This window comes from Halobaculum sp. XH14 (assembly GCF_032116555.1).
Taxonomy (GTDB): Archaea; Halobacteriota; Halobacteria; order Halobacteriales; family Haloferacaceae; genus Halorarum; species Halorarum halobium.
Window position 1 is genome coordinate 1,132,060 of the sequence record NZ_CP134949.1, and the last position, 20,025, is coordinate 1,152,084.

Annotated in this window: 23 protein-coding genes; 17 read left to right on the plus strand and 6 right to left on the minus strand. The window is 70.7% G+C overall.

The genetic code is table 11. The annotated features are described in order from the left end of the window. Positions 1-176: 176 nt before the first annotated feature. Positions 177-1,487 carry a GTPase HflX gene (gene hflX / locus RJT50_RS05690; protein ID WP_313694898.1) on the plus strand — a complete coding sequence of 437 codons (1,311 nt, stop codon included), beginning with the start codon at positions 177-179 and terminating at the stop codon, positions 1,485-1,487. A 181-nt stretch (positions 1,488-1,668) separates the two neighbouring features. After that, positions 1,669-1,812: a hypothetical protein gene (locus RJT50_RS05695; RefSeq protein ID WP_313694899.1), complete on the plus strand. Its 144-nt coding sequence runs from the start codon at positions 1,669-1,671 to the stop codon at positions 1,810-1,812. A gap of 19 nt (positions 1,813-1,831) precedes the next feature. Here RJT50_RS05695 and trxA read toward each other — a convergent pair whose 3' ends face one another. The 3 genes from trxA to RJT50_RS05710 all read right to left on the minus strand — a co-directional run bounded on the left by trxA (position 1,832) and on the right by RJT50_RS05710 (position 3,646). Then, on the minus strand, positions 1,832-2,167 hold the full coding sequence (trxA, locus tag RJT50_RS05700) for a thioredoxin (RefSeq protein ID WP_313694900.1): 336 nt from the start codon (positions 2,165-2,167) through the stop codon (positions 1,832-1,834). Positions 2,168-2,652: 485 nt separating this feature from the next. Then, positions 2,653-3,312 (minus strand): 2,5-diamino-6-(ribosylamino)-4(3H)-pyrimidinone 5'-phosphate reductase, encoded by a 660-nt coding sequence (locus RJT50_RS05705; RefSeq protein WP_313694901.1) that lies wholly within the window; start codon positions 3,310-3,312, stop codon positions 2,653-2,655. A gap of 4 nt (positions 3,313-3,316) precedes the next feature. Beyond that, positions 3,317-3,646 (minus strand): 30S ribosomal protein S10, encoded by a 330-nt coding sequence (locus RJT50_RS05710; RefSeq protein WP_313694902.1) that lies wholly within the window; start codon positions 3,644-3,646, stop codon positions 3,317-3,319. Between the two features lie 251 nt (positions 3,647-3,897). On the opposite strand from RJT50_RS05710, the gene RJT50_RS05715 reads away from it, so the two are divergent. Continuing rightward, on the plus strand, positions 3,898-4,362 hold the full coding sequence (locus RJT50_RS05715) for a bis(5'-nucleosyl)-tetraphosphatase (RefSeq protein ID WP_313694903.1): 465 nt from the start codon (positions 3,898-3,900) through the stop codon (positions 4,360-4,362). Positions 4,363-4,465: 103 nt separating this feature from the next. After that, the gene (locus RJT50_RS05720) at positions 4,466-5,473 is read left to right on the plus strand and encodes a DUF5787 family protein (protein WP_313694904.1); all 1,008 of its coding nucleotides are present in this window, start codon (positions 4,466-4,468) and stop codon (positions 5,471-5,473) included. Here the strand turns inward: RJT50_RS05720 and RJT50_RS05725 are convergent, their stop codons facing one another. Then, on the minus strand, positions 5,474-5,977 hold the full coding sequence (locus RJT50_RS05725) for a DUF5797 family protein (protein ID WP_313694907.1): 504 nt from the start codon (positions 5,975-5,977) through the stop codon (positions 5,474-5,476). It abuts the gene before it with no gap. A gap of 179 nt (positions 5,978-6,156) precedes the next feature. On the opposite strand from RJT50_RS05725, the gene RJT50_RS05730 reads away from it, so the two are divergent. From RJT50_RS05730 to RJT50_RS05745, 4 genes are all read left to right on the plus strand, one after another. Beyond that, positions 6,157-6,855 carry an SDR family NAD(P)-dependent oxidoreductase gene (locus RJT50_RS05730; protein ID WP_313694909.1) on the plus strand — a complete coding sequence of 233 codons (699 nt, stop codon included), beginning with the start codon at positions 6,157-6,159 and terminating at the stop codon, positions 6,853-6,855. 101 nt (positions 6,856-6,956) lie between these two features. Then, positions 6,957-7,733, plus strand: a complete 777-nt coding sequence (locus tag RJT50_RS05735; RefSeq protein ID WP_313694911.1) for an enoyl-CoA hydratase/isomerase family protein — start codon at positions 6,957-6,959, stop codon at positions 7,731-7,733. Positions 7,734-7,816: 83 nt separating this feature from the next. Beyond that, positions 7,817-8,071 (plus strand): DUF5789 family protein, encoded by a 255-nt coding sequence (locus RJT50_RS05740; protein ID WP_313694913.1) that lies wholly within the window; start codon positions 7,817-7,819, stop codon positions 8,069-8,071. Between the two features lie 98 nt (positions 8,072-8,169). Then, entirely contained in the window at positions 8,170-8,493 is a 324-nt protein-coding gene (locus RJT50_RS05745) for a transcription factor S (RefSeq protein WP_313694914.1), read from the plus strand. A 327-nt stretch (positions 8,494-8,820) separates the two neighbouring features. Here RJT50_RS05745 and RJT50_RS05750 read toward each other — a convergent pair whose 3' ends face one another. Continuing rightward, the gene (locus RJT50_RS05750; RefSeq protein ID WP_313694915.1) at positions 8,821-9,399 is read right to left on the minus strand and encodes a tRNA (cytidine(56)-2'-O)-methyltransferase; all 579 of its coding nucleotides are present in this window, start codon (positions 9,397-9,399) and stop codon (positions 8,821-8,823) included. A 142-nt stretch (positions 9,400-9,541) separates the two neighbouring features. Between RJT50_RS05750 and RJT50_RS05755 the strand changes: the two genes are divergently transcribed. The 9 genes from RJT50_RS05755 to RJT50_RS05795 all read left to right on the plus strand — a co-directional run bounded on the left by RJT50_RS05755 (position 9,542) and on the right by RJT50_RS05795 (position 18,469). After that, positions 9,542-10,483, plus strand: coding sequence for an SDR family NAD(P)-dependent oxidoreductase (locus tag RJT50_RS05755; protein ID WP_313694916.1), 942 nt, complete (start codon positions 9,542-9,544; stop codon positions 10,481-10,483). 105 nt (positions 10,484-10,588) lie between these two features. Beyond that, complete coding sequence (locus RJT50_RS05760) at positions 10,589-11,518, plus strand: NAD-dependent epimerase/dehydratase family protein (protein WP_313694918.1); 930 nt, start codon at positions 10,589-10,591, stop codon at positions 11,516-11,518. Positions 11,519-11,673: 155 nt separating this feature from the next. Continuing rightward, positions 11,674-11,850: an FmdB family zinc ribbon protein gene (locus tag RJT50_RS05765; protein WP_313694920.1), complete on the plus strand. Its 177-nt coding sequence runs from the start codon at positions 11,674-11,676 to the stop codon at positions 11,848-11,850. Positions 11,851-11,919: 69 nt separating this feature from the next. Further along, a complete protein-coding gene (locus RJT50_RS05770) occupies positions 11,920-12,768 on the plus strand; it encodes a DUF2797 domain-containing protein (RefSeq protein WP_425499721.1) in 849 nt (282 codons plus the stop codon). A 120-nt stretch (positions 12,769-12,888) separates the two neighbouring features. Next, positions 12,889-13,275, plus strand: a complete 387-nt coding sequence (gene mce / locus RJT50_RS05775; RefSeq protein ID WP_313694925.1) for a methylmalonyl-CoA epimerase — start codon at positions 12,889-12,891, stop codon at positions 13,273-13,275. Between the two features lie 102 nt (positions 13,276-13,377). Continuing rightward, positions 13,378-15,015, plus strand: coding sequence for an o-succinylbenzoate--CoA ligase (menE, locus tag RJT50_RS05780; protein ID WP_313694927.1), 1,638 nt, complete (start codon positions 13,378-13,380; stop codon positions 15,013-15,015). A gap of 69 nt (positions 15,016-15,084) precedes the next feature. After that, positions 15,085-16,242: an acyl-CoA dehydrogenase family protein gene (locus tag RJT50_RS05785; protein ID WP_313694928.1), complete on the plus strand. Its 1,158-nt coding sequence runs from the start codon at positions 15,085-15,087 to the stop codon at positions 16,240-16,242. A gap of 295 nt (positions 16,243-16,537) precedes the next feature. Then, on the plus strand, positions 16,538-16,879 hold the full coding sequence (locus RJT50_RS05790) for a hypothetical protein (protein ID WP_313694929.1): 342 nt from the start codon (positions 16,538-16,540) through the stop codon (positions 16,877-16,879). Then, positions 16,880-18,469 carry a methyl-accepting chemotaxis protein gene (locus RJT50_RS05795; protein ID WP_313694931.1) on the plus strand — a complete coding sequence of 530 codons (1,590 nt, stop codon included), beginning with the start codon at positions 16,880-16,882 and terminating at the stop codon, positions 18,467-18,469. A gap of 123 nt (positions 18,470-18,592) precedes the next feature. Here the strand turns inward: RJT50_RS05795 and RJT50_RS05800 are convergent, their stop codons facing one another. Next, a complete protein-coding gene (locus RJT50_RS05800) occupies positions 18,593-19,942 on the minus strand; it encodes an MFS transporter (protein WP_313694934.1) in 1,350 nt (449 codons plus the stop codon). Between the last annotated feature and the right edge of the window lie 83 nt (positions 19,943-20,025).

Sequence of the window (20,025 nt, forward strand, 5' to 3'; positions counted from 1 at the left end):
TCCCGTAGCACCGATCAATGATCGATCGAACCGAACGCGAGGTGGCGGGCCCCCGCCCCTGAGACGGTGGTAGCGGTGTCTCCGTGGCCGTCGATCGTCGAACCGAAGAGCGGCCGGTGGCGTCGGCACCAGCCGTCGCTGACCGCCCACACCGGCGCGGAGGGTCCGACGACCCGATGAGGGCGCTCGTTACGAAACGCGTCGAGCGGGGGCGAGCCGACCTCTCGGAGATCAGCGACCTGACGAGGGCCGCCGGCCACGAGGTCGTCGGGCGCCTCACACAGACGCGCGAGGAGGACGCCGCGTTCCACTTCGGCGAGGGGAAGGCGGACGAACTCGCCGCGCTGGTGCGTGAAACCGACGCGGAGTGTGTGGTCATCGACAACGAGGTCGGCCCGTATCAGACGTTCAACCTCGGCGGGAAACTGCCCGAGGGGGTCGAGATCATCGACCGGTTCACGCTCATCCTCGAGATCTTCGGCCAGCGCGCCCAGACCCGAAAGGCGCAACTGCAGGTCGAACTGGCCGAACTCCGCTACGAACTCCCGCGCGCCGAGGTGAAAGCGAGCCTCGCACAGCGCGACGAGCGGCCGGGGTTCATGGGACTCGGCGAGTACGACCAGTCGCGCGAGCGGGACATCAAGTCACAGATCGCCCGCATCAAGGACGAACTCGACGACATCGCCCACAAGGAGGAGGAGCGCCGCGAGCGCCGCCGCGAGTCCGGCTTCGACCTGGTCGCGCTCGCCGGCTACACGAACGCCGGCAAGTCGACGCTGCTCCGCCAGCTCGCCGCGGATCTGGACGTCGACGAGAACGTCGAGACGCACCCGGACCTCCACGAGACGGCCGAGTCCGAGGACGACCTGTTCACGACGCTCGGGACGACGACCCGGCGCGCGGAGACCGAGAAGCGGGACGTGCTGCTCACCGACACGGTCGGGTTCATCTCGGACCTGCCCCACTGGCTCGTCGAGTCGTTCCAGTCGACGCTCGATTCGGTGTACTACGCGGACCTCGTCCTGCTTGTCGTCGACGCGAGCGAGCCGATCCGGGAGATGCGCGAGAAGCTCGTCACGTGTCACGACACGCTGTACGAGCGCAACGAGGCGCCGCTCGTCACCGTGTTCAACAAGGTCGACGAGCTCGACCCCGGCGAACTGGCCGAGAAGCGCGAGGCGCTCTCCGCGCTCGCGCCGAACCCGGTCGCCGTCTCCGGGCTGACCGGCGAGAACGTCGAGGCGCTCTGTGCCCGGATCGAGGCCGACCTTCCCGACTGGCGCCAGGAGCGGCTGCTGCTCCCGATGTCCGACGAGACGATGAGCCTCGTCTCGTGGGTCCACGACAACGGTCACGTCGAGCGCGAGGAGTACGACGAGGAGGGCGAGACGGTCACGCTGGCGTTCGAAGCGCCGCCGTCGGTGGTCGAACGCGCACGGGCACGGGCCGCCGACATCGAGGCCGGCCTCGAAGCCGGCTCCGCCTGATTGCCCGGAACGGGGCGATCGCTCGAAACGGGCCCACGGTCCGACCGGGTCCTCCGTCCGACTGACCAGACGGAGGTCCGACCGTCGAAACAGAGCCGACCGTCCGGTCCCGCCGAACCGGCCGGTTTCCCGGGGTTAATCGCCCGCTTACTAACTATCGGGTTGTCCTGGGTCCGCCCGCATGACGGGTGGAACGGTGTATCACGTGGTGTGCAGGGAGTGCCGGACGGAATCGCTTCGACGGTCGGAGACGGACGCCGAGGACGTGGCGACCGCTCACGCGGCCGATACCGATCACAGCGTCGCGGTCCAGCAGGTTCGCTGAGAACGGCGACTGGATCAAGTCAGCGCAGGGACTCGACGACGCGCAGGAGGTCCGCCTTCTCCTGGACGCCGACGAGCCGCTCGGCCTCCTCGCCGTCGGCGTAGAACTGGAGCGCGGGGATGCCCCGCACCCCTGCCTCCTGTGAGAGCTGCTGGTGCTGGTCGACGTCGACCTTGAGGACGAGGAGGTCCTCGACCTCGGCGGCGAGTTCCTCGACGGTCGGCTCCAGCATCTTGCACGGGCCACACCAGTCGGCCCAGTAGTCGACGAGGACGATGCCCTCGCTCGTGAGTTCCTCGAACTGTTCGCGGCTCTCGACGTGAACGGGCTCCCCGGCGGGAGTCTGACTGCTCATGACTACGAGTAGGGGGTGGCACCGTAAAACGGTTCCACCCGCGTGTCCGGGATGTGCACTAGCGACTACCGGTAGTGGCTGAACCACATGTTAGTCATCCGCTGGGTGGGAGACGGCACGGCTCCAGGGTCGATTCTGGTAGTGCCTGAAACCCCTAAGGCCGGTTGCTTCGATCGCCTCGAACGCCCCCGCGGCTCTCGTGCTCGCGCGCCTCGCTGTGCTCCTCGTCGGTCGGCCTACGGCCTCCCTCCTGTGGTGCTTGCGTCGTCGTGCGTCCCCGGGAGCCGGGGCTTTCGAGGTGGTCGTCACGATAGCCGTGATAGAACCGAAGGCGACACATCGGGATATAGCCAGCCGGGGGCTTTCGAGGCGGTCGAAACGCCGACCGAGACGACGAACGAACCGACGAGCGAACTGACGCGGAATCCGAACGACACGGCGAAGTACCGATCACGTCCGAAAATCCGCCCGAATCGCGAGCGTATCTACGCCTCGTACGAGAGCAGCACGCCGTCGTCGACCCGCTCGACCGCCACCAGTTCGAGTTCCGGGAACCCGTCCACGAACCCCTCGCCGTCCGCCAGCGTCGGCGCGTCCCGCCCGCCGACGACCATCGACCCCACGTACACCGTGAGTTCGTCGACCAGCCCCTCGTCGAACAGCGAGAAGATGAGTTCGCCGCCGCCCTCGACCATGAGCCGGTCGACGCCCGCCGACTCGAGTTCCGCGAACGCCCCGGCGAGCGCGACGCGCTCCACGCCCGCCGCGACGACCGTCGCGCCGGCCGATTCGAGCGCCTCGACGTCCTCGTCTGCCGCGGCGTCGCTCACCAGCACGTACGTCGTCGCCTCGTCGTCGAGGATGCGCGCGTCGGTCGGGGTCCGTGCCCGGGAGTCGGCGACGACGCGGGCCGGGTTGCCATCGCGTCCGTTCCGGATGCGCTGGACCCGGCGGTCGTCCTCGTCGAGCGTGAGGTGCGGGTCGTCCGCGAGCACCGTGCCGACGCCGACCAGCACCGCGTCGGCGGCCGCGCGGACCCGGTCGACGCGGTCGAAGTCCGCAGGGCCGCTGATCTCGACCTGCTCGCGCCGCCGGGACGAGAGCTTGCCGTCGACCGAGACGGCGGCGTTGACGTGAACGAACACGGCCTCAGCCGCGGGTGCCGACCTGCTCGCGCTGTTCCAGTTCGATCTCGACGTGGACCGAGTCGGGAAAGTCCATGTGGCCGACCTCGCGGGCGATGTGGTCGTTCCCGTGGATCTCGATGCGGCGCGAGAACAGCTCGTAGCTCCACTCGCCCAGCACCGATCCGGGGGCGAGCGTGTCGTACAGGGGGACGCGGACGTGTTCGGACGGCTCGGTGTGGGGGCCTTTGCACTCGGCGCCCTTCCGTTCGAGCATGTCGCGGAGCCCGTCGACGGTGTCGTCGAGGGCCGCCCGGTCCCCGCTCTGGAAGCGGAGTTTTGTGACGAAGGTCATGTGTGAGCTGGGGGTTGCCCTGACCTGCGCACGCGAGCCCTAAAAGCACATCTACCCGTCGAACGCGCGGGAGCCGCTGGCATGGGCCGTCGGTTCGACCGACGTCCGTTCGACCGACGCTCGTCCGGCCAGACGGCCGACCGGCGCGCGTCCGCCTCGACGGCGTGGACCGGGACGCTCGGGACCGAACGGCCGCGTTCGGGGTTCCCGGTCCGACATTCTCTTAACACGGGGTTACTTACCTATCGGTAATGCCGGTCGAAGCGACCAGTGCTGGAGCCATCCTCTTCCGCGAAACCCGCGGCCACCGGGAGTACCTGCTCCTGAAGAGCCGACCCGGGGACTGGGAGTTCCCGAAGGGCGGGGTCGAGGGGGAAGAGGAGCTCCAGCAGACGGCGATACGCGAAGTACAAGAGGAGGCCGGGATCGGTGATTTCAGACTCATCGACGGCTTCCGTGAGCAGTACGACTACGTGTTCGAGGCGGGCGGGAACACCATCCACAAGACGGTGCACCTGTTCATCGCGCACTCGTTCGAGGCGTCCGCGGAGCTCTCCACCGAACACCGCGACCTCCAGTGGCGCGACTACGAGCAGGCACTCAACACGATCACCCAGGACGGCCCCCGCGACATCCTCCGCGAGGCCCACGACTACCTCAACGCCCTCCAGGAGGAGGCCGACGAGGAGTACCTCCTCCAGCGCTCGGAGAACTGAGGCCGGCCCCGAGCCCTCCGGGTTTCGACGGGCCAGCGACGGCGTCGCCCCCGCCGACCGCGCCACCGAAACCGATTTCCACCGGACCGGCGTCCCCCCGGACGTGTTCCCCGGCGCCGGCGACAGCGAGTTCGCGTTCGAACTGCTCGTGAGCCGGTGGGCCGAACTCGCCTGGCATCCGACGGACGGCGAGCGGCCGGTCCTCGTCGCCCGGCAGCTGGGGACGAAACGGAGGCGCTGGGACACCGTCGTCCTCGAGGTCGACCCCGAGGCGTTCGCCGAGCGACGGCTGTTCGGCGAGCGGGGCCTCGACATGGACCTCATCCGGGTCGTCCGGGACGCGCCCGCCGAGTTCGAGTGGTACCGCGACGCGCTCCCGCACCCGGGGTTCCCGTGGCGCTACGTCCGCGCTGCCGTCCACCGCGCGGCGGGCCGTGACCTGATCGAGAAGCGGCGCGGCCCGCACGACCGGGTCGAACTCCGTCGGCTCCGCGAGTACCCCGACTGGGTCGAGCGCGTGGCGGTCGTCGAGAACAAGCCCGACCTCGATGCGAGCGCCGCGAGCGCGCTCGCGGATCAGCTTCGACACGACCTCGACGCGGATCTGGCCGACGAGGTGTGGGTCGCGACCGGCGCGACGGGAAAGCGCGTCTCGCCCGCGCTGCTGGAGGACATGCCCGTCGAGGTCGGCGTGCTCGAGTTCGACTTCGCCGACGGCGTCGACGCGGACGCCGCGGAGGTGCTCTGGCACCCGACGCGGCTGGACGCCGACGGCGACGCGGACAAGCGCCTCGAACTGACCGAGCGCGCGTACGGCAAGGGCTGGCGGTCGTTCCGCGAGACGATGCGGCCCGACTGCCGGCACTTCGAACTCCGACGCGAGGGGCGCGCGATGGTGCCCTACTGCGCGGCGAAGGGCCGAGTGCCGACCGGCGCGGAGTGTTCCGGAAACTGCCCGGAGTTCTCGCCCGAACCCCCGCAGTGGCGGACGAACGGCTGGCCGGTCGAGGGCGGTCCGGGGAAGGGAATCAGGGCGCTGCTGTCCCGACGGCGGGAGCGCGAGCGGGAGCGAGCGGGGGAACCGGGAACGGCTGAGAGAACGGGGAACTGACTACTCGCTGACCTCGACGTCCACCGCGTCCCGTCCGACGGCCAGCCGGAACGTCGGGACGGTGCGGTACTCGACCTCGACGACGTTCTTCCGACGGAGGCTCTGGAGCGCGCGGCGCACGTCGCCGACGTCGGGGTCGACGTCGAACCGCTCCCTGAGCTTCCCGAGCACCGACACGACCGACTCGGAGCGCTCGTCCGGGCCGGCCAGCACCGCGAACACCTGGCTGTGCAACTCGGGGACGCGGATGCGGTCCGGGACGCCGCCCTCCTCGCCGTCGTCCTCCACGCCGGGGTCGACGCCGGTCAGTTCGGCGGCCTCGCTCGTCGCCCGGATGAGGCTGTCGTCGTCGCGGTAGTAGTGATCCGAGAGGTGGTTCTCGAGGTAACTGTGGACGTCGCTGCCGCTCTCTAACCCCCACCGCTCGCCCAGTTCGGAGTTCTTCGTCGGCTGGAGTCGCACCACGTCGGCCAACCGCTCCAGCTCCTCGTCGGTGAGGCTCATCGGCCGGGCGTATCAGCCGGGAGTATTTCGGCCTACCGGTTTGCGCGACGGGGACGGCCGCGCCGCGCTCTCCTCGCTTCAGCCGCGGTACGCGGCACGGCGAGACACGCACCCGAACGTATTCACGTCGGATCGCCGCCATCACAAACCGTTTATCGCGGGTGTCCGGGCGTGGGGCCATGGACGTCGACCTTCACGACTCGCTCGACGGGCAGGTCGCCCTGGTCACGGGGGCGACGCGGGGCATCGGGGCGGCGATCGCGGAGCGGCTGGTGGACCTCGGGGCGGTCGTCTACGCCGGCGGCCGCGACCCCGACGACGTGACGGGGGAGGAACTCAGACCGGTGCGGCTCGACGTGACCGAGGAGTCCCAGATCGTCGACGCGGTCGAGCGCATCGGCGACGAGGCGGGTCGCCTCGACGTGCTCGTCAACAACGCCGGCATCGGGGGGCCGGCAGGACCGGTGGGGGCGGCCTCGACCGACGGTATCGACGCGGTGCTGGAGACGAACCTCCGCGGGCCGATGCTGGTCAGCAAGCACGCGCTCCCGCTGCTCCTCGAACGCGACGGGTCCCGGGTCGTCAACGTGTCGAGCCGCGGGGGGCAGCTCTCCGGAGAGAGCGACGCGGCGCGGGGTCCCTACTCCCTCTCGAAGACGGGACTGAACGGGCTGACCGTGCAGCTCCACGGCGCGTACGCCGACCGTGGCCTGCTCGCCAACTCCGCGTCGCCGGGGTGGGTCAGCACCGGCCTCGGCGGGGAGTCCGCGCCCCGTTCACCCGCGGAGGGGGCGGACACGGCCGTCTGGCTCTGCCGGTTCGTCGCCGGCGCGCCGGCGGGGAAGTTCTGGCACGACCGCGAGGTCATCGACTGGTGACCGAACTGCCGCGCTGAACGTCCGGGTTCCCGAGCCAGCGCGGGGTAGCGGCGCTCGCAGTCGGGGGAACAGTTACGGCCCGGCGAGCCGACGACTCGCGCATGCCAGACTCGGAGACGGTGGCGCTCGAGATCGAGGACGACGTGGCGACGATCACGATCGACCGGCCGGACGCGCTGAACTCGCTCAACGTGGCGACGCTGGAGGCGCTCGACGTCGCCATCGACGAGGCCGAGGCGGCTGACGCTCGCGTGCTGGTGCTCACGGGCGCCGGCGAGGACGCGTTCGTCGCGGGCGCCGACATCAGCTACATGAAGGACCTCTCGACGCCGGAGGCCCAGGCGTACGCCGAACTCGGCCACGGCGTCGCCTCGAAGCTGGAGACGTTCCCGGCGCCGACCATCGCCGCGGTCAACGGCTATGCGTTCGGCGGGGGCTGTGAGCTCGCCATCGCCTGCGACCTGCGGGTCGCCTCCGAGCGGGCGGTCATCGGCCAGACCGAGATCGACCTGGGAATCATCCCGGGCTGGGGCGGCAGCCAGCGGCTCCCCCGCCTCGTCGGCGACGAGACGGCACGTCGGCTCATCTTCTTCGGCGAGCGCGTCGACGCGACCGACGCGCGGGAGTACGGGCTCGTCGGCGAGGTCGTCGCGCACGACCAGCTCGACGAGCGCGTGGCCGACGTCGCCGAGGACCTCGCCGCGAAGCCGAAGTTCGCGCTCCGGGCGGCCAAGGAGGCGATCAACGCCGTCCACGAGGAGCCGCAGGGCGCGGGGCTCACCTACGAGCGGCGCGTCTGGGCCGGCCTGTTCGGCACCCACGACCAGCGCGAGGGGATGGCGGCGTTCGTCGAGAAGCGGGACCCCGAGTTCGAGTAGCCGGGCTTCCCACGGCCCGGCGTGTGGGCTCCGTGCCACCAGTTGGGCACCACGATTAGGTCCGTACGGCGCGTACACGTCCCATGGACCGCATCAAACTCTCCCGCGTGGAATCGCACCTCGAGGACCTCCAGTACCCCGTGACCCGCGCGGAGGCGGCCGACCGCTTCGCCGACACGACGCTCACCTACGCGGACGGCGAGGAGAACCTCGGTGACCTCCTCCTCGACTGTCCGAGCGCGTCGTTCGCGGACGCGGACGAACTCCTCTCGGACCTGTACGGCGTCCTGCCGGTCGAAGCGGTCGGCGAGCCGGGCCAGTCCGAGGGCGAGGGCTGACGCGGCGCTTCGCCGGGATGGGGCCGGGGGCTGGCGACCGACCGGTTCGGAAACCCAATCCCCGGCCCTTAAGTACGAAGACGGCCGAACGGGCGGGCATGGAGTTCTGCGACGAGTGCGGATCGATGATGAAAACTGAGGGGGACAGGTGGGTCTGTAGCTGCGGCTTCGAGAAGCTTCGCGACGAGGCCAAGGAGGCGGCGATGACGACGACCCAGGGACAGGAGGAGGGCGAGATCGTCGACATGTCCGACGTCGACGCCGCAGAGATCGGCCCGACCGTCGAGCAGAAGTGCCCCGAGTGCGACGAGGTCCGGTCGGTGCGCTACGAGATGAAGCAGATCCGCTCGGCCGACGAGTCCGAGACGCGCTTTTTCACCTGTACCGAGTGCGGGCACAAGTGGCGCGAGGACGACCACTGAGCCGACCACCGACGGGTCGGGACATCCCTTCCGCCGCGGATCGAACCCGGAAGCGGCACCGACGGGGAGACGCCCGCTCACTTCCGTTGCAGTTCGGTGCCGTCGCGGGGGCAGTACCGGACCTCGGGGTCGCCCGTTCGGAACCCGCACTGGGGGCACCTCGGACGGTGCCCCGGTCCGCGTCGTCGCTGCGCCCGCGGAAGAGGAACGGGACGAAGGGGACGAGCAGGAAGACGAGCAGGGTGTCCAGGTAGACCCAGGCGGCGACGCTGACGGCGACCGGGAGCGCGACGCCGACCAAGGCGGTGAGAGCGCGAGGAGACCACGCTACCCTCCGTCGTCCGCTCCGCCTTCCCCGACCGTCTCGTTCCCATCCGATTCGATCACCTTCTTCCCCGTCTCCATCGGCACCACCCGCCGCTCGGCGTCGGCCCACTCGCGCTCCAGTTCCCGGCCCTCGAACAGCCGGTCGAGGAACACCGCGAGGCCGGCGACCTCCGAGTGGGGCTGGTTCGTCACGCCGACGTTGAACTCCGCCGCCTCGTAGAAGTCGAACGGCACCTTCTCGCCCCCGACCACGACCAGCAGCGGCCCGTCGGCGTGGGCGTCCCTGATCCCGCTTTCCACGTCCTGCAGTCGCTCGCCGTACATCGTGAGGTGGACGACCGTCCCGTCCCAGCCAGTCGTGAACGCCCGCTGGTCGTCCCGGAGTTCGACGTCGAACGGCCCGCCGAAGCGACCCGTGATGTCGCGGATGGTCTCGGCCGACTGCCCGGCGTTGTCGGGGAGGACGACCCGGTCCGCGCCCAGCGCCCGCGCGGTCAGGCCGACGTGGGTCGTCATCCGGTCGTCCCGCCCCGGCCGGTGGCCGTACCGGAGGACGACCGTCTCGTGTGACTCCTGCATGGCCGTCATCGGGTGCCCCGGGGGTGAGGGCGTTTCGCTTCGCGGACGCTGGCGGCTCCGGGGGACCACTCCGGTTCGAACTCGACGCGGACTGCCCGCACGCCGCCGGTGGCGCTTTGGTCCGAGCCGTCGAAGCGGACCCATGTCCGAAGATCCGGAGGCGCTCGCGGGCGTCGCCGACGTCGACCTCGGCGGGCGGACTGCGCTGGTCACCGGTGCGACCTCCGGCGTCGGCCGGGAGACCGCGCTCGCGCTCGCCCGCCTCGGAGCCGACGTGTTCGTCCACGGCCGGGACCGCCGTGCGGGCCACGAGACGGTCGAACTGATCGAGGGCGGCGCGGGAGGCGACCCGGGCGGCGACGGTGCCGAGATCGGCGGGGGCGATGCGACGTTCCTCCAGGGCGACTTCGCGGACCCGGACGCCGTGGACGCGATCGCGGACGCGGTCCGTGGGGAGGTGGACTCGCTCGACCTGCTCGTCCACAACGCCGGCACGCACTTCGATTCGGGCGAACTCGTCGATGCGGGGGCCGAACGCGCCGAGAAGACGTTCGTCGTGAACCACCTCGGGCCGTTCCGGCTCACGCACGGCCTGCGTGACGTCCTCGAACCCGGCGGCCGCGTGGTGGTCGTCGCCTCCGCGGTCCACGGTCGCGCCGACGGCGAGTTCGCCGTCCGGTCGGTCGACGGCTACGACGGACTCGCGGCCTACGCGCGCTCGAAACTCGGGAACGTGCTCTTCGCCCGCGGGCTCGCCACGCGGCTCGACGGGCGGGCCGTCGTCTCGTGTCACCCCGGGTTCGTCCCCGGCAGCGGCCTCTGGCGGGAGGCGTCGCTCCCGGTCAGACTCGCCGTCGGCGGCCTCGACAGCCTGCCCGAGTGGCTCACGCCGGACAGGGTGGACGACGCCGCGGAGGCGGCCGTGACCCCGGTGTTTCTGGCGGCTTCGCCGGCCGTCGCGGACGCCGACGGCGGCTACTACGTCGACTGCGCGCTCACCGATCCGGCGCCGGTCGCGCGCGACGCGAACCGGCGGAAGCGGCTCTGGGACCTCAGCGAGGAGTTGATCGGGCTTGACTGGTAACACCGGCCGACCTGGCGCGGTGAGGATTCCGAACGCCCTGCCGACCGGTTCGGCCGCCGGCCCGCGACCGGAAGACACTTTCCGGCTTCGGACGCTTCCCCGACAATGGACCTCTCCGAGCAGTCGGTACTCGTCACGGGAGGCGCGGGACTCATCGGCTCACATCTCGCGGCGAAACTCGCGCCGGACAACGACGTGCGCGTCGCCGACGACCTCTCGAAGGGGGAGCGCGAGCGCGTGCCCGACGGGGCGACGTTCCACCGTGCGGACCTCACCGACCCCGAGGACGTCGCCGAGGTCGTGACCGGGGACCTCGACGCCGTGTTCCACCTCGCGGCCTACACCGACACGAACTTCGAGGACGACCGGACGCTGTTCGAGGAGAACACCGCGATGACGTACAACGTCCTCGAACGGATGCGAGAGGTCGGCGTCGACCGCTTCGCGTTCACCTCCTCCTCGACCGTGTACGGCGAGGCCCCCCGGCCGACGCCGGAGGACTACGCGCCGCTCGAACCGATCAGCATCTACGGCTCCTCGAAGCTGGCCGACGAGGCGCTCATCTCCACCTACGCGAAGAGCTACGGCGTCCAGTCGTGGACCTTCCGCTTCGCGAACATCGTCGGTCCCCGCCAGCGCGGCAACGTGATTCCGGACTTCATCCAGAAGCTCCGGGCCGACCCCGAGACGCTCGAAATCCTCGGGAACGGCCGACAGGAGAAGTCGTACCTCCACGTCACCGACTGCGTCGACGCCATCACCCACGTCGTCGAGCACGCCGACCGCGACCTGAACACGTACAACCTCGGCTCGCGGACGACCACCTCGGTCGTCCGCATCGCCGACATCGTCGCCGACGAGATGGGCCTCGACCCCGAGTACGAGTTCACCGGCGGCGACCGCGGCTGGACGGGCGACGTGCCCAAGATGCGCCTCTCGGTCGAGAAGCTCTCGGCGCTGGGCTGGGAGCCGCCGAACTCCAGCGACGACGCGGTCCGCCGTGCGACCCGCGACCTCGTCGCGGAACTCGTCTGAATCGGACGCGAACACGAGACCACGGCTTCGCTCGTGTGAGAGCATCCACGTCAACCGGCTCGTCCGGCCACGTCGCTCGCGTGTCGGACCCCCCGCGTTCCTGTGAGCCGATTCGGCAAAACGTTCACGGGGCTGAAGGGTCGTACCTCCCTTCCATGAGCCTCGTCAGCGCCCTCAAGGACGCGCTCGCGAGCGGCGACGGGGGGGCCGACGCCGTCCGGTACCGCTGTGGGGAGTGCGGGACCGGCTTCGACCGCGCGCGAACCCGGATGGTTCGGACGCGGTGTCCCGACTGCGGCTCGGCCGACCTCCGCGTCGTCGAGGAGCCCTGAGCGGCGGCCGGCCCGAACCGATGCCGTCGGATGGACACGACTATTGCCGAGCGCCGGCTACCGCGACGCGTGCAGGTCGTGGGGTACGAAACGCCGGCGGGCGCGCTGTTTCTCAGCGACCGCGACGCGACCACCGCCGGTCGGGCGGGCGGGAACGACACGACCGACGGCGCGGGCGCGGCCGATGCGGACCGGCCCGATGCGGACCGGGACGATTCGGACGACGGCTCGATCGATCGCGTCGCGCTCGACCCGGGGACGGAGCTCTCGTGGTCGCTGGGGGAGCGCCACTGTGCCGGCACGCTCCACGAGGGCGGCCACGTCCCCTGCGGGGCGGAGTCGGCACCGTACTGTCGGGACCACCGGTCGACGTGGGTGTGTGCCCGCTGTACGGGAACGTGCCTGAAGGACGAGATGGACTGTTTCGACGATCACGCCGTCTACCTGGCCGCGTTCGCGCCCGACGTGTTCAAGGTCGGCGTGACGAAGGAGTGGCGGCTGGAGACGCGCTTGCGGGAGCAGGGTGCCGACCGGGCCGCACACCTCCGGACGGTCGAGAACGGCCGGATCGCCCGCGAGATCGAATCCGGGCTGGCCGAGGAGATCCCCGACCGGGTCCGCGTCCCGACCAAGATCGACGGCCTCGCTGACGAGGTCGACCCGGCCGCCTGGGAGGCGGTCCTCGACGGGTTCGACCCGATCGAGACGTACTCGTTCGAGTACGGCTTCTCGCTTCCCGAGCGTCCGGTCCCCGAGACGCTGGCCTCGGGAACGGTCGTCGGGACGAAGGGCCGGGTGCTGGTGCTCGAAAACGCAGGGAGCACCTACGCCGTCGACATGCGTGACCTCGTGGGCTACGAACTCGAGGTCGGCGAGTCGGACCGACAGCTCCAGTCCAGTCTCGGCGCGTTCGGCTGAGTCCCGACCGACGGGTTTCGGCTGCGACCGACGGGCTCCGGCTACGACAGACGGGTTCCGGCTACGACCGGCCGGGTCGGTTCCACGACAATTTAGGACGCTACGGCTCGGAGCGGGGGTATGCACCTCGACCACGTCGGCGTCGCCACCGACGACGCCGCCGCGCTTGCCGGGCTGTTCACCGACCTCCTCGACGCCGGCGTCGCCCACGAGGAGGAGTTCGACGGGATGGGCGTCGTCTTCATCGAAACCGACGGCTCGTACCTCGAACTGCTCGAACCGCTCGAGGCCGAGGGCGCCATCGCGCGATACCTCGACCGCAACGGCCCGGGCATCCACCACCTGGCGTTCGAGACCGACGACGTCGCGGCCGCGCTGGACCGCGCGCGCGACCTCGACCTCGATCTCATTGACGAGGAGCCGCGGCCAGGGGCGTGGGGCCACGAGGTCGCGTTCCTCCATCCGGCGTCCACGGGGGGCGTGCTCGTCGAGTTCGTCGAGCACTGAGCCGGCGGAGGTGGCGGTCGGCCGCCGGATCGTCCGTTTCCACGCGATCCCGACCGGGACCGAGGCGGAAGAGTAGTAAGGCCCCCGACCACGAGCCTGGGTATGCGCGACTGGCTCGCCCATCGTGTCGCCGCCTCGCCGGACGCCGAGGCGCTCGTGTCGGCCGCGACCGGGCGGACCTGGAGCTTCGAGCAGCTCGACGCGGCCGCGGACGAGATGGTCGGTCGGCTCGCGGGCCTGGGGGCCGAACCGGGCGATCACCTCGCGGTCGTGATGGAGCCCCGGACCGAGTACGTCACGCTGGTCCACGCCGCGATGCGGCTCGGGTTGCGACTCGTCCCCGTCGGCCACCGGCTGACCGCCGCGGAACTCCGGCCGCGACTGGACACGGCGGCGGCGACGATGGTCGTCTGTAGCGCCGACACCGAGCCGGCGGTCGTCGGGGCGACCGACGGGGAGGACGAAGCCGAGGGCTCCACGGCCGGGAGCGACCGCGCGGTCCCGGTCGTCTCGCTGGACGAATCCGAAACCGACGGCGTCGTCCGGCTCAGGGACGCGACGTCGGAGCCGGCGCCGGGGGCCGCCTGGTCCATGGACGATCCGCTGTTGATGCTGTTCACGTCGGGGACGACGGGCGAGCCGAAGCTGGTCGTGCTCACGGCGGGCAACGTGTTCGCGTCGGCCGTCGCCTCGGCGTTCCGGCTCGGCGTCTCCCCGGACGACCGCTACATGGCCGCGCTCTCGTTTCACCACACCGGCGGCCTCATGCCGCTCTACCGGGCCGTCCTCTCCGGCACGAGCGTCGTCCTCCGGACCGAGTTCGACGCCGGCGGCGTCGCCGACGACGTCCGCGAGTACGACGTGACCGGCATCTCGCTCGTGCCGACGATGCTCCGACGGATGCTGGACGCGCGCGGGACGCTGGCGGACTCGCTCCGGTGTGTCCTGCTCGGCGGCGCGCCCGCCTCCGCCGACCTCGTCGGTCGCTGCCGACACTACTCGGTCCCGGTCCACCCGACGTACGGGATGACCGAGACGGCATCCGGGATCACCGTCGCCAGACCGGCCGAGACGACCGACCGCCCCGAGACGGTCGGCCGGCCGCTGTTTCGGACGGACCTCACGGTCGTCGACGGCGACGGCGAGGAGCTCCCGCCGGGCGAAGTCGGCGAGTTCGTCGTCGACGGGCCCACCGTCTCGCCGGGCTACTACGGCGACCCCGACGCGACCGCCTCCTCGTTCGAGGACGGCGCGCTCCACACCGGCGACGCCGGCTACCGCGACGAGGATGGCTACTGCTACGTGTTGAACCGGCTGGACGACCGCATCATCACCGGCGGCGAGAACGTCGACCCCGGCGAGGTCGTCGCCGCGCTCCGGGAGCACCCGGCCGTGCAGGACGCGGCGGTCGTCGGCCTGCCGGACGAGGAGTGGGGCGAACGCGTCGCGGCGGCCGTGGTGTCGGCCGACCCGGACCTCGACGCCGACACGGTGCGGGCGTTCTGCCGGAAACGGCTCGCCGACTTCAAGCGGCCCCGGACCGTGGCGCTGGTCCCGGAACTCCGGCGGACCGACACGGGGACCGTCGACCGGTCGGCGGTCGCCGACCTGCTCGCCGACGCCGTCGGGACGACCGACGCGGCCGACGGGGACGGCGACGGCGGCGACGCGGACGCCGACGAGCATCGGGACAGGGATGGGGACGGCGACAGCGACGAACGTGGCGACACCGACGAGTGACCCGATAAACCCCGTTCCCCCGGTTCGCCGTTCCACGAGGGTTATGGTTCGGGCGGCCGACGTTCGGCCATGAGCGCAGACCTCGACCTGCTCGATGAAACCGTCGTGCCCGCCGACGCCCGCGAGGTGAAACGCGAGGCCGCCGCGTTCGCGGCCGAGCACATCGAACCCGTCGCTGAGGACTACTTCCGCGAGGGGACCTACCCGTGGGACGTGCTGGAGGCGGGCCAGAACGCCGGTCTCGTGGGTCAGGACATCCCCGAGGAGTACGGCGGGCGGGGCTTCTCCCTGTCCGAGATGCTCGCGGTCGCGGAGGAGTTCTACCGAGCGGACGCCGGCATCGGCCTGACGCTGATGCTCGCCTCGTTCGGCAACGAACTCGTCTACGAGTACGGCAGCGAACGGCAGCGGGAGGAGTACGTCCGCCCGGTCGCCGAGGGCGAACAGATCTCCGGACTCGCGGTCTCGGAGCCCCAGACCGGTTCGGACCTCGCCGGCATGACCACCAGCGCCGAGGAGGTCGAGGGCGGCTACGAACTCACCGGCGAGAAGTACTGGGTCGGCAACGCCGTCGAGGGCGACTGGCTCACCCTCTACGCGAAGACCGGGGACAGGGAGGACCGCTACGGCAACTACTCGCTGTTCATCGTCGAGACCGACCGCGACGGCTACGAGGCCGAGCACATCCCCGAGAAGATGGGGATGCGCGCCTCCAAGCAGGGCCACATCGTCCTCGAGGACTGCTTCGTCCCCGAGGAGAACCTGATCGGCGCGGAGGGGGGCGGCTTCTACGCGCTGGCGGACTTTTTCAATCACGGCCGGATCGTCGTCGGCGGGCACGGCCTCGGCCTCGCCGCGGCGGCCATCGAGGAGGCTTGGTCGTTCGTTCACGACCGCGAAGCGTTCGCCCGGAAAATTTCGGAGTTCCAGTCGGTCCAGCACGACCTCGCGGACATGCGGACCGAGTTCGAGGCCGCGCGGTCGCTCAACTACCGCGCCGCCGAGAAGGTGGAAACGGGCGAGGACGCCGGCCTCTGGGCCGCGATGGCGAAGCTGAAGTCGACCGAAACCGCCGTCGACTGCGCCGAGCGCGGAATGCAACTCCACGGCGGCCGGTCCGTGCTCACGGATCGCCGCATCGCCCGCGTCTACCGGGACGTCCGCATCCCGGTCATCTACGAGGGCGCGAACGAGGTCCAGCGCAACCTGGTGTACCGCCAGTCGTAGGCGGTCGGCGGCCTCACGACGACTCCCGTCGTCCGGGCCGGGACGGCAGGCGTGAGGTGATCGAACTGATAACTGCAGGGCTCCACGGGAGGCGATCGGGGCACGCGCCACGTGAAATCCGCCGAACCGGAACCGGGCGACAGAAGCTTCAAGTCGGGCTTCCAATCGGGTCACCACCGACGCTGGTGTCCGCCACGAGGGAGCGAACCGAAACCCGTTCCCGAACCGCTCCGGAAAAATCAACCGTGATATAGGGGACGTTTATATTAAAGCGTAGAGCACACGCTGCGCGTTCATGGCAATCGACCTGGCTGCACTGGATGCGAAAGAACTGGTCCTCGTGATCGTCGCCCTGCTGGGGCTGATACCCGTACTCACGCAGCGAACGGAGGGTTCGCGCCTGTTCGCGTTCGGCTACGTGTTCCTCTTTTTTGGAGCCGTGTTCACGAACCTCGAACACCTCGTCCTTCCGGGGATTCTCGGGCTGCTGGAACACGTCGTCGGGATGGCGTTCGCGGGCGTCCTGTTCCTGTACGCGGCGTACAGCCGCCGTCAGCTCATCCTGAACGGGGGCGAACTCGGCGAGGTCGAGGACGACGCGGAAGCCGGGGCCGGCGAGTCCGGGGAGGCGGTCTGAATGGTCTCGCTGACGGCGCTGTTCGACCTGATCGGGTTCCTCGGGTTCGGCGGCGGGGTCATCATCGCGGCCCTGAACTACCGTGACGCGGAGGTCGAGTCCGGCTTCTGGGCGAACTACCTGCTCGCCACCGCGTTCGGAACCGTCTGGACGGGCGTCGTCCTCGCGGAGCATCTGGGCGTCCAGTTGCCCGTCCTCGACACGCTGAGCGTCTCGCTGCTCACCGGCACCGTGGTCGCGTTCGCGGTCGGGACCTCGGGGACGCTGGCGGTCGTGAACGACTCGAAGGACGCGCGCAGCCAGGCGATCACCGAACAGGAGCGCGCCGAGGAGGCGAGGCGGGAGGCCGAGACCGCGCGCCAGGAGGCCGAACGGACGAAGGAGCAGACCGAGGCGCTGAATAGCCACCTCGAGGAGAAGGCCGAGTCGTTCAGCGAGACGATGCGGGCCGCCGCAGACGGACAGCTCACGGTGCGGCTCGACCCCGAGAGCCGGAGCGAGGCGCTCTCGGAGATCGGGCAGTCGTTCAACCTGATGATGGACGACATCGAGTCGGTCATCGCGCAGGCCGAGGACGTGGCAGAGCGCGTCGACGAGGCCAGCGGGGAGGTCGCCACCGGGGCCGAACAGATCCAGAACGTGAGCCAGTCGGTCAGCGAGGACATCGAGGAGGTGTCCGACGAGACGGAACGGCAGGGCGAGCGCCTGCGCGAGGCCGCCAGCGAGATGAGCCAGCTCTCGGCGACGATCGAGGAGGTCGCCTCCTCGGCGGACGAGGTCGCCGACGTCTCGCGTCGCGCCGCCGAGCGCGGCGAGGAGGGCGGCGAGCACGCCACGGCCGCCATCACGGAGATGGACAGCGTCGAACGCCGGTCCGACCAGGCCGTCCAGCAGGTCGAGGCGCTCGAGAGCGAGGTCGACGAGATCAGCGACATCGTCGAGGTGATCACCGGGATCGCCGAGGAGACGAACCTGCTCGCGCTGAACGCCTCGATCGAGGCCGCCCGCGCGGACGCCTCGGGCGACGGGTTCGCGGTCGTCGCCGATGAGATCAAGTCGCTCGCCGGCGAGGCGAGCGTCGCGGCCGCGGACATCGAGGCGCTGGTCGAGGACATCCAGTCGGCCACCGAGGACGCGGCGACGAACATGCGCGAGACCGGGACGCAGGTGAACGATGGCCGCAAGACGGTCGACGAGGCGCTGGAGGCGCTGGAGGCCGTCGGCGAGGGCATCGACCGGGCGAACGACGGGGTCCAGGAGATCAACCGCGCCACCGACCAGCAGGCGGCCTCGACCGAGGAGGCGGTCACGATGGTCGAGGAGGCCGCCGAGGCGGGCGGCGAGGCGGCCAGGACGGCCGACGAGGTGGCCGCCGCCGCGGAGGAGGCGGCGTCCTCGACCGCCCAGATCTCCGACCGTGCGACCAGACTCTCGACGTTCGCCGAGGACCTCACCGAGGCGCTCGACGGCTTCGAGGTCGACGCGGCGGCCGACGGTCCCACGCCGCGGGACCCCGCTGACGCCGGGCAGCAGGCCGCGGCCGACGGCGGGCGGATGACCGACGGCGGCCGGACGGTCGAGAACGAGTAGACGGTCGATCGAACGCAGCCGGTCGAGAGCGAACGGGTGACCGGCGGCACGACGCCCTCACCCGCGTCACTCCGTTCCGTTTTTCACCATCCTCTTCCCGGCGAATCGCCACGGGGACGGACGTCACTCCGCGCTGGTCGCCACGCCGGTCCGCTCGCCGTTCGCCTCGGGGGAGACCGACCGCTCTAGCCCCAGCAGCGCGAGAACCAGCAGGAGACAGACGGCGACGAGGATCGCCCACCAGAGCCCCGAGTAGCCGTGATCGAAGAACACGCCGCCGAGGAACGCGCCAAGCCCCATGCCGACCCGCTTTGCGATCTCCAGCACCGAGAGATGGGTCCCGCGCTCGTCGGCCGTCCCGAGCGAGGACATCAGCGAGGAGGCGAGCGGCGAGTGGAGGATCTCCCCGACGGTCCGGACGACGAGGTGGCCGCCGACGAGCGCGACGCCGACGGCCACGGGCGCGAGCCCCACGTCGCCGGCCCAGGCGAACAGCATCGAGAGCCCCCAGAGCCCGGCCGAGAGCGCCAGCCCGCGGGTCCGACGCCAGCCGGAGATCGCGTCAACGAGCGGGATCTGCAACAGCGCGATCGTCAGGGGGTTCAGAACGAACAGCGTGCCCAGCTGTGCGGAACTCAGCCCGAGTCCCTCCTTCGCCACGACCGGGATCGTCGTCCGCATCTGGGCGTACATCGCCGCGAACCCGACGTTGATCGCCGCGAGCGCGAGCACCCGGCGGCGGGTCGCGCCGGCCCACCACCGCGAGAGCGCCGAGTCGGCGGTCGACGCGGTGGTCTCCCCGGCGGTGGCTCCGGAGCCGGCATCGTCGGTCCTCGTCCCGTGGAGGCGGGGCACGAACAGCAGCAGGACGAGCGCGACGATCGCCGACGTGACGCCGTCGAACAGGAACACCGCGACGCTGGCGACCGAGTAGACCAGCCCGCCCACGACCAGCCCCGCGCCGAAGCCGAGGTTGTTCGTGAACTTCAACAGCGCGTAGCCGCGGTCGCGGTCCGCGTCGGCGGTCAGGTCGGCGGTCATCGCCGACGCCGCCGGGGTGTACAAGCCAACGACCAGCCCGGCGGCCACGCAGACGACGACGAAGCCGACGCCGAGCCGCGACACGCCGGCGACGGCGGCGACCGACGGCGGGACGGCGGCCGCGACCGTCGGGACGAACGCGAACGCCGCGAGCGCGAGGGCCGTCAGCGCCATCGACGCGACCATCACGGGTTTCCGTCCGACGCCGTCCGCGAGAAAGCCCCCGACCCCGGTGCCGACCGCCGTGGCGACGCTCTTCGCGCCGAACCCGAACCCGACGACCGAGAGAGCGATGCCGACCTCCAGGTGGAAGTGGACGGTGGCGAACGGGTAGACGAGCCCGGAGCCGAACACGTTGATGAGCTGGCCGAGCGCGACGACGTAGACGGCGCGGTCGAAGCCGCGGACGGCGTCGATCGACGGGCGCTTCACGCCGGCGGGTTCGTGGAGGGGTCACGTGAACGCCCCGCTTCCGGAACGGGCTGCTGCCGTCGGTTCGCCGCCGCCGCCCCGGT

Excerpts from the sequence above, each read along its gene's own strand:
- hflX (WP_313694898.1), top strand. The coding sequence starts at position 177 with ATGAGGGCGCTCGTTACGAAACGCGTCGAGCGGGGGCGAGCCGACCTC.
- RJT50_RS05695 (WP_313694899.1), top strand. The coding sequence starts at position 1,669 with ATGACGGGTGGAACGGTGTATCACGTGGTGTGCAGGGAGTGCCGGACG.
- trxA (WP_313694900.1), bottom strand. The coding sequence starts at position 2,167 with ATGAGCAGTCAGACTCCCGCCGGGGAGCCCGTTCACGTCGAGAGCCGC.
- RJT50_RS05710 (WP_313694902.1), bottom strand. The coding sequence starts at position 3,646 with ATGACCTTCGTCACAAAACTCCGCTTCCAGAGCGGGGACCGGGCGGCC.
- RJT50_RS05715 (WP_313694903.1), top strand. The coding sequence starts at position 3,898 with ATGCCGGTCGAAGCGACCAGTGCTGGAGCCATCCTCTTCCGCGAAACC.
- RJT50_RS05725 (WP_313694907.1), bottom strand. The coding sequence starts at position 5,977 with ATGAGCCTCACCGACGAGGAGCTGGAGCGGTTGGCCGACGTGGTGCGA.
- RJT50_RS05730 (WP_313694909.1), top strand. The coding sequence starts at position 6,157 with ATGGACGTCGACCTTCACGACTCGCTCGACGGGCAGGTCGCCCTGGTC.
- RJT50_RS05735 (WP_313694911.1), top strand. The coding sequence starts at position 6,957 with ATGCCAGACTCGGAGACGGTGGCGCTCGAGATCGAGGACGACGTGGCG.
- RJT50_RS05740 (WP_313694913.1), top strand. The coding sequence starts at position 7,817 with ATGGACCGCATCAAACTCTCCCGCGTGGAATCGCACCTCGAGGACCTC.
- RJT50_RS05745 (WP_313694914.1), top strand. The coding sequence starts at position 8,170 with ATGGAGTTCTGCGACGAGTGCGGATCGATGATGAAAACTGAGGGGGAC.
- RJT50_RS05750 (WP_313694915.1), bottom strand. The coding sequence starts at position 9,399 with ATGCAGGAGTCACACGAGACGGTCGTCCTCCGGTACGGCCACCGGCCG.
- RJT50_RS05755 (WP_313694916.1), top strand. The coding sequence starts at position 9,542 with ATGTCCGAAGATCCGGAGGCGCTCGCGGGCGTCGCCGACGTCGACCTC.
- RJT50_RS05760 (WP_313694918.1), top strand. The coding sequence starts at position 10,589 with ATGGACCTCTCCGAGCAGTCGGTACTCGTCACGGGAGGCGCGGGACTC.
- RJT50_RS05765 (WP_313694920.1), top strand. The coding sequence starts at position 11,674 with ATGAGCCTCGTCAGCGCCCTCAAGGACGCGCTCGCGAGCGGCGACGGG.
- mce (WP_313694925.1), top strand. The coding sequence starts at position 12,889 with ATGCACCTCGACCACGTCGGCGTCGCCACCGACGACGCCGCCGCGCTT.
- menE (WP_313694927.1), top strand. The coding sequence starts at position 13,378 with ATGCGCGACTGGCTCGCCCATCGTGTCGCCGCCTCGCCGGACGCCGAG.
- RJT50_RS05785 (WP_313694928.1), top strand. The coding sequence starts at position 15,085 with ATGAGCGCAGACCTCGACCTGCTCGATGAAACCGTCGTGCCCGCCGAC.
- RJT50_RS05790 (WP_313694929.1), top strand. The coding sequence starts at position 16,538 with ATGGCAATCGACCTGGCTGCACTGGATGCGAAAGAACTGGTCCTCGTG.
- RJT50_RS05795 (WP_313694931.1), top strand. The coding sequence starts at position 16,880 with ATGGTCTCGCTGACGGCGCTGTTCGACCTGATCGGGTTCCTCGGGTTC.